At 43.9% G+C, this 16,602-nt stretch carries 11 protein-coding genes; 3 read left to right on the forward strand and 8 right to left on the reverse strand.

The annotated features are described in order from the left end of the window. Positions 1-493: 493 nt before the first annotated feature. Positions 494-2,656 (forward strand): T9SS type A sorting domain-containing protein, encoded by a 2,163-nt coding sequence (locus P1X15_RS05235; RefSeq protein WP_277337092.1) that lies wholly within the window; start codon positions 494-496, stop codon positions 2,654-2,656. A gap of 4 nt (positions 2,657-2,660) precedes the next feature. Here P1X15_RS05235 and P1X15_RS05240 read toward each other — a convergent pair whose 3' ends face one another. From P1X15_RS05240 to P1X15_RS05275, 8 genes are all read right to left on the reverse strand, one after another. Next, the gene (locus tag P1X15_RS05240; protein ID WP_277337093.1) at positions 2,661-4,133 is read right to left on the reverse strand and encodes a sulfatase; all 1,473 of its coding nucleotides are present in this window, start codon (positions 4,131-4,133) and stop codon (positions 2,661-2,663) included. Between the two features lie 16 nt (positions 4,134-4,149). After that, on the reverse strand, positions 4,150-5,625 hold the full coding sequence (locus tag P1X15_RS05245) for an arylsulfatase (protein ID WP_277337094.1): 1,476 nt from the start codon (positions 5,623-5,625) through the stop codon (positions 4,150-4,152). A 61-nt stretch (positions 5,626-5,686) separates the two neighbouring features. Continuing rightward, a complete protein-coding gene (locus tag P1X15_RS05250; RefSeq protein WP_277337095.1) occupies positions 5,687-7,258 on the reverse strand; it encodes a RagB/SusD family nutrient uptake outer membrane protein in 1,572 nt (523 codons plus the stop codon). A gap of 56 nt (positions 7,259-7,314) precedes the next feature. After that, complete coding sequence (locus tag P1X15_RS05255) at positions 7,315-10,752, reverse strand: TonB-dependent receptor (RefSeq protein ID WP_277337096.1); 3,438 nt, start codon at positions 10,750-10,752, stop codon at positions 7,315-7,317. Between the two features lie 17 nt (positions 10,753-10,769). Then, positions 10,770-11,789: a FecR family protein gene (locus P1X15_RS05260; RefSeq protein ID WP_277337097.1), complete on the reverse strand. Its 1,020-nt coding sequence runs from the start codon at positions 11,787-11,789 to the stop codon at positions 10,770-10,772. 70 nt (positions 11,790-11,859) lie between these two features. Further along, positions 11,860-12,459, reverse strand: coding sequence for an RNA polymerase sigma factor (locus P1X15_RS05265; RefSeq protein WP_277337098.1), 600 nt, complete (start codon positions 12,457-12,459; stop codon positions 11,860-11,862). A gap of 177 nt (positions 12,460-12,636) precedes the next feature. Further along, entirely contained in the window at positions 12,637-13,659 is a 1,023-nt protein-coding gene (locus P1X15_RS05270) for a hypothetical protein (RefSeq protein WP_277337099.1), read from the reverse strand. A gap of 314 nt (positions 13,660-13,973) precedes the next feature. Further along, positions 13,974-14,699, reverse strand: coding sequence for a hypothetical protein (locus P1X15_RS05275; RefSeq protein ID WP_277337100.1), 726 nt, complete (start codon positions 14,697-14,699; stop codon positions 13,974-13,976). Positions 14,700-14,928: 229 nt separating this feature from the next. On the opposite strand from P1X15_RS05275, the gene P1X15_RS05280 reads away from it, so the two are divergent. Both P1X15_RS05280 and P1X15_RS05285 read left to right on the forward strand, forming a co-directional pair. After that, positions 14,929-15,579, forward strand: a complete 651-nt coding sequence (locus tag P1X15_RS05280) for an RNA polymerase sigma factor (RefSeq protein WP_277337101.1) — start codon at positions 14,929-14,931, stop codon at positions 15,577-15,579. A gap of 8 nt (positions 15,580-15,587) precedes the next feature. Then, complete coding sequence (locus P1X15_RS05285) at positions 15,588-16,601, forward strand: FecR family protein (RefSeq protein WP_277337102.1); 1,014 nt, start codon at positions 15,588-15,590, stop codon at positions 16,599-16,601. Position 16,602: the final 1 nt, after the last annotated feature.

Raw genomic sequence — 16,602 nt, forward strand, 5'->3', positions numbered from 1 at the left:
CAGGGTTGGTTTGGTTTATGTTGCCGTTGTTACTACTCCTAACCCTGCCAACGTTCTAAACGTTTGGCAGGGTTGGGTTGTGCCATTTCCAACGTTGGCAGGGTTGGTTTGGTTTATGTTGCCGTTGTTACTATTCCTAACCCTGCCAACGTTCTAAACGTTTGGCAGGGTTGGTTGTGCCATTTCCAACGTTGGCAGGGTTGGTTTGGTTTATGTTGCCGTTGTTACTATTCCTAACCCTGCCAACGTTCTAAACGTTTGGCAGGGTTGGTTTGGTTTATGTTGCCGTTGTTACTACTCCTAACCCTGCCAACGTTCATACTCTGCCAACGTTCAAAATGGCAAGGTGATTTAAAATTTGGCAAGTATTTTGTAGGTTCTATGGTAAATGTGCAAATTTGGAAATGTATCGGAGGCCGTCGCTTGCGCCCTCATTTTGTGACAGTTCTGAAAATCAAACATTATTTTCTTTGCCCTAATCCTCTCTTATATCATGTTTCGTCTTTTAGTTATTCTGTTGGTATTGTTTATCCATGAAAGCGTTGCTCAGTCTATTCCTGAAGTAGCGTGTTTTCGGGATGTGGATGCCCTTGCTACCACTTGGGATACGGCTGCTACGGTGGCATTGAAAGGTACTCGTTTTACACCTAGTGTAGTTAATCAGTCATCTACGGTTCCTATTTTGTTTGAAAGTACTATTGAAGGACAGCCTTCGGAAGTAAAAATAGAATTGGCTGATAAGTCGATAATTGCCTTGAATGACAAAGGTTTAGAAGGTGATAAAACTGGTAACGACGGCATATATTCTGCCCGCATTGCGCGCCCTTCTACGGGTTGGCAGCCTTTTTTGGGTTATCTGAAAGTTTCAGAAAATGGTGCTCAAGTAGCTCAACTCAACCTAATTTTAATGGTATTGACGCCCGAAATGCCACTGGTACGTACTGTCAAGATAGACAACTCAACGCAGTTTTCGGATTATGTCTTTAACATGGTAGTGCCTTCCAACTCCTCCAATACCTTCGATGTACGACAAATCGCTCAAGGATTTTACAAACATCACGGCGACAATTTTGATTTTATCAATGTGGTGTTGGTGCCAGGTTATATTGGTAATCGTTATCACAGCTATGTGTCCAATGCCATTCAGGGGTTGGGAATGCCTATTGTGAACAATAGTGCTAGCTATGGCAGCAAGGGGAAGTTGTTGGGCTTCAATTTCTTTCCTGTGCCTTCTTTTTTTGATGCCGCTAGCAATGGCTACAATCACGAAATAGGGCATCAGTGGATTAATTATTTCAGTAATTCTTTTTTGAAAGAAGGTATTCCGCATTGGCCTATTTCTAATTTGGCAGCAGGGGTAATGGGATTTAGCATTGGCGGAGCAAATGGAGCTGGAGGGAGTTTTAGTCGAAAACTCGTAGAAGAAGGAAATTCTTTCAAACTCGTGGACGATAGCGTTAATTTTCCTCCTTATTTCAACGATTGGGAAATGTATCTGATGGGGCTAATTCCGACTAATGAGGTGAGTTCGTTGGCTATTATTTTCAAAGACCAAACTACCTTCCCTACGGAGAATAGTTACCCAAAATCGGCTTTCAATATTTTTTCATTTTCAGACTTGATTCGAATTGTAGGAGAGAGGAGCCCCCGGTCGAGCCAAAGCCCCAAAGAGTTTACGATTGCAACGATTGTACTTTCTGAAACCCTGCTCAATGAAGAAGAAATGGCCTATTTTGATTTTATGGCCAAACGTGCCGAAGCCACATCCCAAGTAGCGGTTAGAGAGGGATTGTCTACCTATATGGGCAAACCTTTTTTGGTAGCTACTCGCGGTAAAGCTACTTTGAAGGCAGCTCTCAATACCAATTTTTCGTGCGACCAAGTGCTTCCTAAACCTGTTTTGATTTCGGATAATAATTTTTCATTTTGTGAAGGGAGTAGCACAACGCTGAAAGTAGAAACCGCAGCGGCAAGTTATGTTTGGTACGTGGACGGTACAGTGATAACTGACCAGAAAACCAACACCTTGGTAGTGTCGAAAGCAGGTAGCTATGCAGTAGTAGCTCAGGATACCAAAGGCTGTAACAGCGTGCGTTCGGACGAAAAAAAGGTGGAAAGTTTGCCTTTACCAGCGCGTCCAACGGTGGTAGCTGATGGTAACACTACGGTTTTTGCGCCCCAAAAAGTAAAGCTTACTGCCTCTACTTCGGAGGTAGTGACCTACCAATGGCAGAAAGAAAATGTAAATATTACTAATGCGACTCAGGCAACTTATGAGGCTGCCGAATCGGGTACTTACCGCGTTCAGGTAACAAGTCAGCGGGGGTGTATCAACTTTTCGGAAGCCATCAAAGTAGAAATTCAGCCCGTATTATCGACCTCTGTGTCGGTGCCTCAGCAGGTGGAGCTGATGAATTTTCCTAATCCTTTTAGCCAAACTACCCAAATCAAATTTGGCCTACCGTCGGCTGCTTCTGTGAGTTTGAAGATATACACCCAAACAGGACGAGAAATCGGAAAAGTAGTGGAAGGTAAGTATGGGGCAGGGTGGCACGTACTAGATTTTGATGCCAAAACCCTGCCCGCAGGTTTGTATATTTATCGATTAGAAACCAATCAATCGCATAAAGTGGAAAAGAAAATGATAGTGGAGTGATGCATTACTCCGCTTTTCCACTCGGGCGCACATTTTTGCCAACGCGTTTGGTGAGGTCATCTCCCAAATCTTCGCGGGCTTCTTCGGCTACTTTTTGGAGTTCGGCCAAAATCTCAGGATAAAGTTCCTTTACATCATATCGTTCGGCGGGGTCACGGCGAAGGTCGTAAAGGGCTAACGGAAATGGATGATTTTCGGGGGCTTTGCCCGGAAATCCATCATTGCCCGGAAGCTGACCTTCATAGGTGCGCCCTTCGTGCGGCAGTACGAGTTTCCAGTCATCACGGCGCACAGCTTCTAGGTTGTTTCGGCGATAGTAGTAATAAAAGTACTTTCGAGGCGTGGCTGAGAGGTCACCTTTGATGAGCGAAAGGATATTGACTCCGTCGATTTTCTTTTCGGGGAGTTTGGCGTCAGCGATGTGGGCAAGCGTGGGTAATAAGTCAATCGTCGAGGCTAGTTTGTTGCAAACGACTCCTTCGGGCGTTACTCCTTTCCAACGCACAATACAAGGCACTCGCTGCCCGCCTTCGAAGCTATTGCCTTTGCCTTCACGGAAGCCACCCGACGAGCCCGCATGATTGCCGTAATTGAGCCAAGGGCCGTTGTCGCTCGTAAAGATGACAATGGTGTTTTTGTCGAGGCCTGTTTCTTTCAGAGCCTTCATGATTTCTCCTACCGACCAGTCGATTTCCATCAATACATCCCCATAAGTACCTTGTTGGCTTTTGCCTTTAAATTTAGCCGAAGCTGCAATCGGCACGTGTGGCATTGAGTGAGGGAGATAGATAAAAAAGGGTTCTTTCTTATGTTTTTTGATAAAGTTGACGGCATTTTCGGTGTAGATACCCGTGAGCTTAGCTTGGTCGTCGAGGGTTTTGATTTCTTGTAGGGTATCTAAATTATGGATAAGAGGTAACAGCGGGAAGCTTTTTTTGCGATTGTCACTGGCGTTTGAGATAGGTTGCCCGTCGTAATGCACCGGCCACATATCGTTGGAATAAGGCAACCCCACATATTCGTCAAAGCCCTGCTTTGTAGGCAAGAAAGCAGGCTTGTCGCCCAAGTGCCACTTACCAAACATCGCCGTGGCGTAGCCTTTGGTTTTGAGTACTTCGGCAATGGTCGTCTCTTCGGGGTTAAGCCCTACTTTGGCATGAGGAAATAAAGCTCCCGAAATACCGACGCGATTGGGATAGCAGCCCGTAAGCAAGGCCGCGCGTGAAGCACTACATACGGCTTGGGCAGCCAAAAAATTGGTAAAGCGAACCCCTTCGGCGGCTAGCTTGTCGAGGTGAGGGGTGCGGTATTGTAAAGCTCCATAACAGCTCAAATCTCCATAGCCGAGATCGTCCATAAAAATCAAAATGACATTGGGCGGCGTAGCTTTGGGCGCTCTTTCGATTGATAAAAACCGAAAGGCAGAAACGGCTAGGAGTGAACCTAAACCGACCAATAGAAGAAGGGTTTTTCTCATGATAGTGGGGGAAACGTTATTTTTTTACTTCAAATTTAGGGTCAACAAACTCCCAATCTTGAATGTGAGAGGGACGGTGTTCGCGTTTTACAATGGCATCAAATTGCGGAATAAGCTCGGGGTGTTGAGCAGCGATGTTGTTTTGTTCGCCTTCATCTTTCGACAAATCGTAGACTTCCCAAGCGGCTTTAGGATTGGTTTTCATATTACGTTTGACCCCCTTCCAATTTCCAATTCTGACCGCTAACTGCCCTCCATTTTCGGGAAATTCAAAATAAAGAAAATCATGTTTTTGCTGGCCCCCTTTTTGCAACAAGGTAGGTAAAAAAGAAATACCATCGGTAGGCAGGGCGGGTTTTGTGCGTAGAAGGTCGGCGCAGGTAGCCATTACATCATATTGCGTTGAAATATGGTCGGTGATTTGCCCAGCCTTGATTTTGTTTTTCCAATACGCAATCATCGGCATTCGGATACCTCCTTCATAGACATCCCTTTTGACTCCCTTGAAGGGACCGCTGCTTTCAAAAAAACGAGTATCTACGGCTTTGTCAAAAGTAGCGCCGTTGTCGCTCGAAAACATAATAATAGTATTTTCTTCAATGCCGAGTTTTTTTACCAAATTCCAGATTTGACCTACTTGCTCGTCAAGATACGAAATCATGGCAGCATAGGTGGCATATTGGTAGCGAGTAGATGCATAGCCGTGTTGGCCACGATAGGGCTTGTCGTCAAACTGACCAAGGTAGGCTTTCACTGCTTCGGCAGGGGCTTGGAGTGACAAGTGAGGAAGCGTATAAGGCAAATACAAGAAAAATGGCTGGCTTTTGTGCTCCTTGATGAAGGCACTTGCTTGCTCGGTCATTTTGTCGATGGCATATTCGTTGCCGGTATAGTATTCGTAGTTTTCATCGCCCTCAGCCATCGGTTTATGGACTCTGATAAAGGTATTGTTGAGGGGTACTTTTTCACCATTTTTCCAGAGGTGCGTTGGATAAAAATTATGAGACTGTTTCTGACAAAGCAGTCCATAAAAGAAATCAAAGCCTTGTTGGTTAGGATTGCCGGTGGTGTTGGCCATGCCCAAGCCCCATTTGCCCACGGCCCCTGTTTTGTAGCCCGCTTTTTGAAACAAATGCCCCAGCGTAAACGCACCTTCGTTGAGGGGCATTTGGCCGCCTTCTTTGTCATCTTCAAAACCGCCTAGTTCATAATTGCCTCTGATATAGGTATGCCCCGTATGGCGACCCGTCATCAGACCACAGCGCGAAGGAGCACATACAGGAGCGGAAGAATAATGCTGCGTAAAGCGCATCCCTTGGGCGGCTAGTTGGTCTAGGTAAGGTGTTTTGATTTTTTTTTGACCATAACATCCCAACTCTCCATATCCCAAATCATCGGCAAAAATGTAAATGACATTGGGTTTGGTAATGTTTTTTTGGGCATAGGCCAACTGCGTAAACAAGATAAGGGTTAGCAAGAACAGTCGTTGCATAATTCATAGTGTTATGGAGAAAGGGCTTAGAAAACATGGTGTCTCTAAGCCCTGTAAAATATTACCAACCCGCATTTTGAGTTAGCTCAGGGTTGAGTTCGCGTTCTTTTTGGGGTATGGGCCACAAATAGTGCTTTTTCGCATCAAATACCCGCGTAAATGATGAAATCTGGATGGTTTTGAGGGCAGTGCCGTCCACATAGGTCATACCAAATACATCGCCCGACATTACTTTCTCGGCGATTTTCCAACGGCGAATATCATACAAACGCAATCCTTCAAATGCCAATTCTAAAGTACGCTCTTTGCGAACGGCCTCACGTGCTTGGGCTTGGGTGAGGTTGTTTTCTAATACTGGAAGTTTTACATCTGCTCTTTGGCGTACTTGATTGATAGCATCATATACCGAAGCGTCGATTTGATTTAGTTCGATTTTGGCCTCTGCGTAGGTCAATAGTACTTCGGCATAGCGCAAAAGGATGATATTGATACCGCAGTTGCCACCTGTGGCAAGGTCTTCTTTGTTGATGTATTTTTTCATCACAAAACCCGTAGAAGTCGCCAAATAAGTATTCCCAATCGCATCGGCAGTGCCGCTTGTAGGACGTGGGTCAAATTTTTTGCCATCAGGAAGATCGTCGCCCAATACAAAGATAGAGGCGCGTAAACGTGGGTCACGGTTTTTGTAAGGATCCTTGGGGTCAAAGCCACTCGTGGGGTCGGTGATGTCTTTGCCATTGGCCATCGGATAAGCATCTACGAGGGCTTTGGTCGGAACGTAAGTATTGTTGGCGGTACGTTGGCTATAAGGACCCATGTTGGCAAAGACATTGTTGGAATAATTGTCTTTGATGAATTGCTTGTCCAAAATGACTTCCGAATTATTTTCGGCTGCATACGAAAACAAGTTGGCATAGCTGGGATAAAGCGTGTAAGTTTTGGCATCGATGACGGCCTTGGCAGCATCGGCGGCTTCTTGATAGCGCCCCGCCCATAGAGCTGCTCTTGCTTTGAGGGCGAGTGCAGCGCCTTTGGTGACACGGCCTTTTTCGGTCTGCACCGCTGGTAAGTCATTGGCTGCTTCGGTTAGCTCTTTCGAAACAAAATCCCAAACCTGAGCCGAAGGAGTGCGTTTGAGGGTTCGCGACTCTTCAATGCCAATGTTGGTCACGACCAATGGCACGTCTCCAAACAGCCCCACAAGCTTGATATACTGATAAGCACGTAGGGTGCGAGCTTCGGCTTTCAAGCGAGCAATAAAAGCGGTATTGGTGGTTTGTACTTTGTCTATGTTGGTCAAAAAATCATTGGCCAAACGAATCCCACGGTAAGCCGCTGTCCACTCGGCTTGCGGACGCGAGTTGAGGGCATCATAAATACCCTTTTCAATATTTGATTCTGCCTGAAACACCTGGTTGACGTGGGCGATGTCGGTGATACCTTCGATGGCAAAAATATTTACTCCGTCGAGGGCAGGATAGAGGCCGTTGGAGGCCAAGGTGGCATCTTTTTCAGTTTTCCAGAAAATTTCGGACGAAATACGGTCGTTTGGAATCGTTTCGAGTAAGCCTCTTTCGCAACTAGCAAGCAGACTGACCACTGCTATTGCTGGGATGATATGTTTGATTTTCATCGTTTTAAGAGAAATATTTTGTTTTTTCAAATCAATAATGATGAGAAAAAGGTGGATTAAAATTGTAAATTAAGACCTACAGTTGCCAAGGAGGTTTGAGGATAGTAGGTGGCGCGTCCAGACTCGGCTTCGGGGTCGAGATTCCATTCGTTAAGTTTGGAGAAAGTAAGCAAGTTGGTGGTACTTATATAAACCGTAGCGCGGTTGGCTTTTACTTTTTCCAAAATACCTTTGGGTAAAGTATAAGACAATTGAATGGTTTTCAATCTCAAATAAGAACCGTCGATAATCATGCGGTCGGAGGTGTTGACGTTGCGCAAATCAAACTTAACAGGACGAGGGAAGCGCGCGTTGGGGTTTTCGGGAGTCCAGTAGTCGTTGGTGAAGATTTTGTGCGTAAAGCCTTCGTAGTTGCCCATTTCGGCCAATGCTCCCGACAAACGAGTATCTACATCGGCTGCTCCTTGCCACTGCATAAAAAGGTTGAAGTTTTTGAAACTAAAGTTGGTGTTCAACCCAAAAGTGTATTTGGGGAAAGTAAGTCCCAGAAAAGTCATATCGTCACTGTTGATTTTGCCGTCGTTGTTAAGATCCACATATTTGACATCTCCTGGTTTGGTATTAGGCACAATAATGGGGTAGGCGTTGATTTGGTCAACGGTCTGAAAAAGCCCGTCGGTTTTGTAGCCCCAATGAGCATTGTAAGGCAAACCTTCTTTGATGATATAGCGTGGGTCAATGTCCGAACCGCTGATGTAGGGGCCTGTTTTGGCCAAATCTACCACTTTGTTGTTGTTTTGGGCAAAATTGACTCCTAAGTCATAGGCAAATCCGCTTTGGGTTTTGTTTCTGAAATTGATACCCAATTCGATTCCTTTGTTCTGAACTTTTCCGGCGTTTTGAGGAGGCGCATTTAGACCTACGGTGGTAGGAATCGGTAAATTCAACAAAATCCCGTCGGTGAGTTTGTCATAATAATCAAAGGTAAAGCTCAGGCGATTGTTCCAAAGCTGTGCATCCAATCCAAGGTCAGTTTGGGTCGTGGTTTCCCAAGTAAGATTGGGATTGGCCAAATTGGATTGAACATAGCCTTGTACGACTGTTCCGCCAAAAGTATAAGTAGAAGAGTTGAGGGTTTGGAAATAACTATACAAGCCTACCGCCTGATTTCCAGTTTTTCCCCATGACCCCCGTACTTTGAGTTCGTTGACTATGTTTTTGAGAGGTTCAAAGAAGGCTTCTTCTGATACCCGCCAACCTGCCGAAAAAGAGGGGAAAAAGCTGTAAACTTTGTCGCCCGTAAAACGTGACGAACCATCATAGCGGGCGTTGGCTTCAAAAAGGTATTTGTCGGCAAAGGTGTAATTCAAACGCCCAAAAAACGAACGAAGTCCCCATTGGGTATCATTACCACTGTTGTTTTTGTTGGTTTCTGAGCCTACACCTATTGATTGTACATCGTTGTTATAGAAATCTTCACGATAAGCACTGATGGTGTTGAATACGTTTTTGATTTCTGAATATCCTACCAGTGCTTTTACTTCATGCTGCCCGAAGGTATTGCTGTAGCCTAATAAGTTGTTGAGAGTAGTTTCGCGGGTATTGTTTCTAATCTCCGTGAGGTTGTTGCGCGGGATAGTTTTTCTTACCAACGAAGGATTGTAGTAATCCAAGACCGTGTAAGCATTGCTATAGTTTTTGCTTTGTTCAAAAGTATATCGTACGGCATACTGAGTCGTAAATTTAAGATTTGGTACAATCTCCCATTCTACTTTTCCGCTTCCAAAGAGATAGTCTTGAATGTTTTTGGAAAGCCCTGCGATTTCGGCGTACATGAGAGGATTGTTGCCTTGTGCACTTACGCCGTAGGTACCGTCGGGATATTTGGGTACTGCCCACAAAGAACCATGAAACATAGTATTGAACACGTTGTATTCGCTGATAGGCGTTTGCCAGTTGGTATTACGATAATTGACGTCTAAACTAGCCGACAAACGAGACGATACTTTAAAATCAGTATTGGCTCTAAACTCCTTAATGTCGCTATTGAAGTTGGGGGCAATCCCGTCTTGTTTTTGATAACGAACGCCCACACGGCCTCTGAATACATCATTGCCGCCGCTAACGGCGATATTGTGGCTCATTTGGGGAGCCGAACGAAGCACAGTATTAAACCAAGTATTGGGCAAAGGGAACTTGAGGCGGTCGGTGGCATTGACATACTCGGTGATTTGTGCTTCGGTGTATTTGGGAGCCGCACCTGAGTTGACATAGGCGACGTTTTGTAAGCGCATATAAGGCTCCAAATCCATCATTTGAGGTTTGTTGATGGCATTTTGGATGGCATAAAAACCGCTATAATCCACCACTGCTTTACCCGACTTGGCGCGTTTGGTAGTCACTAGTACTACGCCATTGGCTGCCCGCGAACCGTAGATAGCTGTGGAAGAAGCATCTTTTAATACCGAAATACTTTCTACATCGTCGAGGTTGATGGTATTGAAAGGTTGCTCTACGCCGTCCACAATAAACAAGGGGTCGTTTGAACTAAGAGTGGTGATGCCACGCACGCGGATGGTGGCGTTGTTGCGAGCACCGGGCGAACCGCCACGGTCCAAAATAGTGACACCCGGTGCGATGCCTTGGAGTGCTTGGTTGGCATTCGATACGGGTCGGCGGGTAAGCTGTTCGCCTTTTACTTCGGCTACTGCACTCGTCAAACTTGTACGTTTCTGCACCCCATACCCTACCACTACGACTTCGCCTAAGGCTTTGGTGTCGGTAGCGAGGGTAAGATTGATAGAAGTCTGATTGCCGACGGTTACTTCTTGGGGAAGATAGCCTACATAGCTAAACACCAAAATCGCTTTTTCATCGGGAACTGTGATCTGGAAAGTTCCACTGCCGTCGGTAGTAGTACCACGGTTGGTACCTTTAAGCAAAACGCTTACTCCAGGCAATCCTTGACCTGTTTCGTCGTTTACTTTTCCCGTAACTTTGATTTCTTGAGGAGCATTTTGAGTGATTCCATTTATCACCATAGTGTGATTGTAATTAGGCTGAATTACGCCCATATTCAACGACGAATGAGAGAGGCTCCGAGGGGTATTGACATGCCCGCTAGATTCGGTTTCATTCTCTCTTCGAGGGGTGGAGGATTGGGATTTTTGTGAGCGAATGATGTAAGTATTTCTTACTTTTTTGTAAGTCAAGCCTGCCGCAGGAAGCGTAGTGTCAAGTATTTCTTTGATATTTCCTGAGATAGTCCCAATAGACAGTGTAAGATTTTCTAAATCAGAAGTTTTATAGACGAAATGAACGCTGTGTTGGTTTTCGATTTCGCGTAAGAAATCTTTAAGCAACCTGACAGATTTGCGCTCGGGGGCTTGTTGGGTGAGTCGGCTAGGGTAATTGGCGGCAAATACTTGGGCATGAGCTGCCTCGGATATGCCTACCATACCTGCTACAATCACTAAAAGTATGCGTTTGAACATAGATGTAAGGGGTTTGATTACTTGATAATGAGCTTATTGTTGGTTAATTCAAAGTTTGTCTTGAGCAGATTGCCCATAATTTCACTGACTTCTTCTAGGCTGCCAGTACTGATGGTTCCCGAAATCTTTTCTTTGGCTAGTTGAGGGTTTTCGAAGATAACCTCTACGCCAAACGTATCTTCGATGCGCTGCGCTACTTCGGTCATACTTTCATCTTCTAGCAACCATATTTTTTCCTTCCATGAGCTGTAAAGCTCAGTTTTGACTTGTCGCTGAGTGAGCTGACGGGTAGCAGGACTAAACTCTGCCATATCACCAGGGCGGAGGGTGGCGGATTTGTCGGGAGCGTTGATTTGTACTTTTCCTGATGCCAATACTACTTTGGTAGTTTGGTGGCGATTGGAGACGTTAAACTCCGTTCCCAAAACTTCCACCTCCAAATCGTTGGTATATACCCTAAATTTAGAGTGAGTGGCCGTATGTTTGACCGAAAAAAACGCTTCTCCAGTAAGCCATACTTCACGGATATTTTTTTTAGAAAAATCTGAATCATACTCAATTTTTGAATTGGCATTGAGTGTTACGATGGAGCCATCAGGAAGAGAAATCTCGCGCGTTTGTCCATAAGTTGTAGCGTATGTAAGATGCTGAGGATGTTGGAGATACCAATATCCTATTACTCCTGACAGTAGAACCACGCAGGCCGCCGCAATCCACTGAATGCGTGAAAACTTTCTGCGCTGTAGCGGGATAACAGGTGCATCGGCAGGCGAAAGAGGCATTTGAATAGTTGTCTCTATTCGATTTTTGAGAGCCCTGACCTTGGCTTCAGAGAGGTCGGGAAGCTCAAAATAGAGCGATTCAACAATCTTTTTTGCTTCGTTTAGCTCAGATTGTTTGTGGGGATAATGCTCCAAAAATGATAACCAATAAGCCTCGCTATCGGGAGTGGGGGTTCGTACCCATTCCTTAAAAAAATCATCGGCAGCTAAGGTTGTGGCATCACAAGAAGCATAGTTTTCATGAGGTGGTTTCATGCGTTCTATTGGGTTTATATCCCATAGAGAAACGACCAAAGAAGATTACCTCTTTATTTTATAAAAAAAATTAAAAATATTTAATAAGAAGAATGGTGAGAATTTCAAGTGCCAGATTTTCACGGAGTTGGGTGAGTGCTTTAAACACTAAATTATAAACTGAATGCCTACTAACGGCCATCAAATCGGCGATTTCTTCATAGCTAAGATTGTCATAAAACCTTAAGAGGAGGGCTTCTTTTTGGCGTTTAGGCAGCGATGCAATCTGCTGTGTAAGCTGGTTTTTTAGTTGAGTTTCTTGCTCCAAAGCCGTGATTTTAAAATCCACAGATTCTACATACTGGTGGTCATACTGGTCGGCATCCGAAAGCTCAGTATGACGGTTTTGCTTGGTGAGCAATTTAAGAAGTTTTGTTTTGAGAGCCTTAAACAAATAAAATTGAATATTGGAAGGCTCCACCACGCTCAAAGTGGAGCGGTAGAGCCACAAATCTTCGAATACATCATGTATAGCATCCGTAATTAGTTCGTCATCGGTGCATATTCTCCGTCCAAATTTGAAAAGTACTTGGACATATGCATCATACAATTCGCCTAATGCCAAACTATCGCTCGCTTTGAGTCGCTGCCAAATATCCAATGAAGTAGGTACCACAGATTTGGGAGGCATTTTGTGCTGAGTCTTTCGAGTTGATTCAAGATTTGTAAAACTAAAAATATATAACCAATAGATTAAATAATTTTTTGAATTTTTGTAAATTTGTTGGAAAAGTACAAAGCTAACTTTATAAATAAAAAAGTCGGAGAAGTTATATCCTTCTCCGACTGAAAGCTTATTCGCAAAAAATTACTTTAAACCCAACAAAAATCCGATTGTAAAGTTGGCATCCCAATCAAAAACGAAGGTTTTGCAACCTGTAGCGTCGGCAATAGCTTTGTAAATATTACCCCCTGCTTTGGCTTTTGCTTTGTCGAGTTTGTAAGCCGTAGGAGCTTTCAAGACAGTATATCTTTCTTTTCCATTACGGATTTCTTTTGCTAAATCAAACGGCACCCCCCCGATGATAAAGCAAATATCTCTTTTGGAAGTAGGCACTTGCTTGGCTTTTGCGCCTACTTCTTCGTAAACTACATCATCGGCAGTGCCTTTTTCATAATATTTAGCTCCCGAAGCTTCCAAACTTTTGACACCCCCTCCAGCGGTAGTCCAAGCGATTTTGGTGTTGCCAGAACCAATGTCTGTAAAGAATCCACTATCGTAGTATTTGGCCGGTAAAGCCGCTTTCAGACCTAATGTTCCTTCTTGTTCAGGCGTAACGGTGTTGACTGTATAGCCCATATCTTTCAGTACTCGGATGATTTTTTGAGTAACATCCGCTTTCAAAGCTCCTGAGCTTACTACAAAGTGGATGTTTTTGCCGCTTACACCGTGGTCAATCATGCCGCTGATGTACTTTTTGAGACCAACTCGGATGTCATAGTCAGAGGCCATGTTTTCGATGACCATGCTATTGCCAAATTCTGCTTTTTCGAGTTTCCAGTTTTTGTCTTTGTCGACATTGACTACAAAAGAATTGAAGCCACTAGCTCCCAGTTCCACCACTCCTTTGAGAGTACCATCTACAGGCTCGGGAGCGGTGTATGAAAATGAAGTATTGTCGGAGGCCGCAGTGGAGGACGAGGACTCGCTGCTTGCGGTGTTGTCGTCAGAAGCTACTGATTCCGAAGTAGTGGCCTCACTATTGGGTGAAGTAGCCGTAATTTCCGTACCTCCTTTTTCATGATCGGGCCCAAAGAAATAATATCCTGCTCCGAGTGCCCCAGCGATGAGCAAAATCAAAGCGATTTTTCCTGCTCCAGTTAGATTCATAGTCGTTTTTGGTTAATGAATAAAAGAATGATTTGTAATGCGGTTTACCGATATATAGCCCCTACAGGGCATTTTGATGTTTGGTTTTACGATTTGCCGATATATAGCCCCTACGGGGCATTTTTGACATTTGGTTTAGGTTTATGATTTACCGATATGTAGCCCCTACGGGGCATTTTGGATGTTTGGTTTGGTTTTACGATTTACCGATATGTAGCCCCTACGGGGCATTTTGGATGTTTGGTTTGGTTTTACGATTTACCGATATGTAGCCCCTACAGGGCATTTTCAAGCGCGTTATCGATGCAATTATCTTAGTTTGCTAGATATTGTTTGATACCAGTTTCAATCAAAGCAATCTCACTAGCTACGCCTTCTTTGGCGGCGATAGTAGCTTGGATTTTTTGTTCTATTTCAACGAATTTGTCCGTAAATTTACCGTCTATTCCGTTGAGAGTTGCTAATTTTTCAGCCTGTATTTTTTCTAAATTGCTAATTTCTTGCTTAAGCTTGGCTAATTGTTGCTCAATATTAGCTACTTCATTGTTCAATTGTTTTTGTTCGATGTCTTTTTCTGCATTGAGAGCTGTTTTCTTTTGCTCACCTGCGCTGATAGTTGCCTCAAAAGCTTTTTGAAGCTCAGTTTTGTAAAAATTGGCAGAATCAAGCAAAAATTGTTGATTACAATTAGGATTTAATAACTTAGCGCCTTCATATGCGGTTTTGAAGTGGTCTAAAGTAGGGCTGCTGCTCGTACGCAATAGCATCATTGAAAATTCATAAAAATCGAACCCTGGTTGATTTTTATCCTCTAATATTTTTTTGAATCGATTTCTTAATTCATCTACAAATTCTGTAGATGAAGGGGTGTTTAAGGGAGGGGGAACCGAAGGAGTACTAACAGGAGAAGGGGTAGTGGGAGAGGGGGCTGGGGAAGAAGTTTTTTTCTCTTCCTCTTTAGGTTCATCTAGCACCACAAACACGCCCGCTAGGTTGCGGAGCCAGCCACTTACTTTATTTTTTTGAGGTTCGTCTGCCATAGCGAATGTTTGAATTAAAAATCAGTGGAAAGTTATAAAAACCCTTGAAAACATAGCGTAAAGGTAGATAAGAATTTATTAGAGGGTTATGAAGGAGTACAAGAACGGTTGAAAATACGGTTGATTGAAGGATTTTTTAGGATAAATTTTATTTTTTTTTAAACTAAGGGTGGGGTCTTTGTCACTTCGCTTGACTGTATAGCTCAAAACCGCTAAACACCGAAAGCGAATGCATTATTCTTGGGATGATACGGCTGTATACCGGCGAGAAACCCACCCTGCTTTTTTGTCGGAAGCTATGGAAGGAAAAATCGTTGATGACGAAGAAATTGTGAGGAGAATGTTCAGAGATGATCCTCGCAAAGCCTTTGAAGTACTTTTCAAGCGCCATTACGATAGGCTCTGCAACCATGCCATTCGGTTTGTGGTCTCTAAAGATATTGCCGAAGATATCGTAGCTGAGGTATTTACGGCATTTTGGCATCGCCGTTTGTTTGAGCAAGTGGCTACTTCTTATCGAGCCTACTTGTATCGAGCGGTAAGGTATCAAGCTTACAACTACTTGAAATGGGAGCTTCATCGCAGCGACTCTCTGGAAGGTGTGGATATATTGATGCATTTGCCTGAGCAAAATCCCGATGAGATTCTGCACTATAACGAACTGCATCATAAGATTGATGAAGTCATATTGCATCTTCCTACTCAAAGCCGCAAGGCATTTTTGATGCATCGCATGGAAGGAAAAAAATACGGAGAGATTGCCGAGTCATTGGGCATATCGGTAAGTGCGGTGGAGAGGCTTGTGAGTAGAGCTTTGTCAAAACTACGTAGTGAGCTGAAGGGATTTTGGCTAGGATTACTTTTTATTTTTTGGATTTAACAACCGCCATGATGGACTCAAACCAAGTTCCTAAGTCTATTTTATTTGCCTTTTTTGAGGGAAAAGCCACCGCTATGCAGCGTAAAATGATAGAAGAGTGGCTAGAAACGCCTGCTAGTAGAGAATATTTTTATCAGTGTTTGGACGAATGGGAAGGCCAACATCCTCAGTATATATTGAGCGAGGAGCATGTTCACCAAGCTTTCAATCAGATTTTGGATAATCCTCCTTTTGAGAGGCTTGAATCTGCGATAAAACCTGTTCATAAAACTATTTTTGGTTCAAAACAATGGTTGATAGCTGCCTCGCTAACATTGATGATGCTCACAATGAGTTGGGTATTTCGCAAAACAATATTCTTCAAAACTTATCACACTGATTTTGCCCAAACCCAAACGCTGACTCTGCAGGACGGCAGTACCGTCACACTCAATGCCAATAGCTCGCTATGGGTACCGCGCTTTGAGTTTTATAAAGACCAGAGAGAGGTGTGGCTCGAAGGAGAAGCAGAATTTAAAGTAACCCACACGCATGACCATAAACGCTTTGTGGTCAAAACAGACTCGGATTTTGCTATTGAGGTGTTGGGGACGGAGTTTGTGGTTCAAACCCGCAAAAAACAAAATAGCGTAGTGCTCAATCATGGGAAAGTGAAGGTAAACTACGCCCTAGGTAAAGCGCTCTATATGAAGCCAGGGGAGCTATTTGTGGTCAATAAACAATCTGGCAAAGCAGAACTTAAGCAAGTCGCAAAGCCCCATCAATACAGTGCTTGGAAGCAGCACGAATTTTATTTTGATAATACCCCCTTCGTAGAAGTAGCCGAACTTATTCATGACCAATTTGGCCTGAAAATGAGCATTCCTGACTCAGCACTTGCCCAAAGAAAAATCACGGGTTATTTCAAGGCAAAACGCGCCGAAGATATGCTGTCGGCTCTTCAAATGTTGCTTGAAGTTCGATTTGAACGCAAAGAAAACAACGTAATAGAAATTCATACTCGTCCAATTATAAACCTTTGAA

This window comes from Runella sp. MFBS21 (assembly GCF_029433105.1).
Taxonomy (GTDB): domain Bacteria; phylum Bacteroidota; class Bacteroidia; order Cytophagales; family Spirosomataceae; genus Runella.

Excerpts from the sequence above, each read along its gene's own strand:
- P1X15_RS05240 (WP_277337093.1), bottom strand. The coding sequence starts at position 4,133 with ATGAGAAAAACCCTTCTTCTATTGGTCGGTTTAGGTTCACTCCTAGCC.
- P1X15_RS05275 (WP_277337100.1), bottom strand. The coding sequence starts at position 14,699 with ATGGCAGACGAACCTCAAAAAAATAAAGTAAGTGGCTGGCTCCGCAAC.
- P1X15_RS05285 (WP_277337102.1), top strand. The coding sequence starts at position 15,588 with ATGATGGACTCAAACCAAGTTCCTAAGTCTATTTTATTTGCCTTTTTT.
- P1X15_RS05250 (WP_277337095.1), bottom strand. The coding sequence starts at position 7,258 with ATGAAAATCAAACATATCATCCCAGCAATAGCAGTGGTCAGTCTGCTT.
- P1X15_RS05260 (WP_277337097.1), bottom strand. The coding sequence starts at position 11,789 with ATGAAACCACCTCATGAAAACTATGCTTCTTGTGATGCCACAACCTTA.
- P1X15_RS05235 (WP_277337092.1), top strand. The coding sequence starts at position 494 with ATGTTTCGTCTTTTAGTTATTCTGTTGGTATTGTTTATCCATGAAAGC.
- P1X15_RS05245 (WP_277337094.1), bottom strand. The coding sequence starts at position 5,625 with ATGCAACGACTGTTCTTGCTAACCCTTATCTTGTTTACGCAGTTGGCC.
- P1X15_RS05270 (WP_277337099.1), bottom strand. The coding sequence starts at position 13,659 with ATGAATCTAACTGGAGCAGGAAAAATCGCTTTGATTTTGCTCATCGCT.
- P1X15_RS05280 (WP_277337101.1), top strand. The coding sequence starts at position 14,929 with ATGCATTATTCTTGGGATGATACGGCTGTATACCGGCGAGAAACCCAC.
- P1X15_RS05265 (WP_277337098.1), bottom strand. The coding sequence starts at position 12,459 with ATGCCTCCCAAATCTGTGGTACCTACTTCATTGGATATTTGGCAGCGA.
- P1X15_RS05255 (WP_277337096.1), bottom strand. The coding sequence starts at position 10,752 with ATGTTCAAACGCATACTTTTAGTGATTGTAGCAGGTATGGTAGGCATA.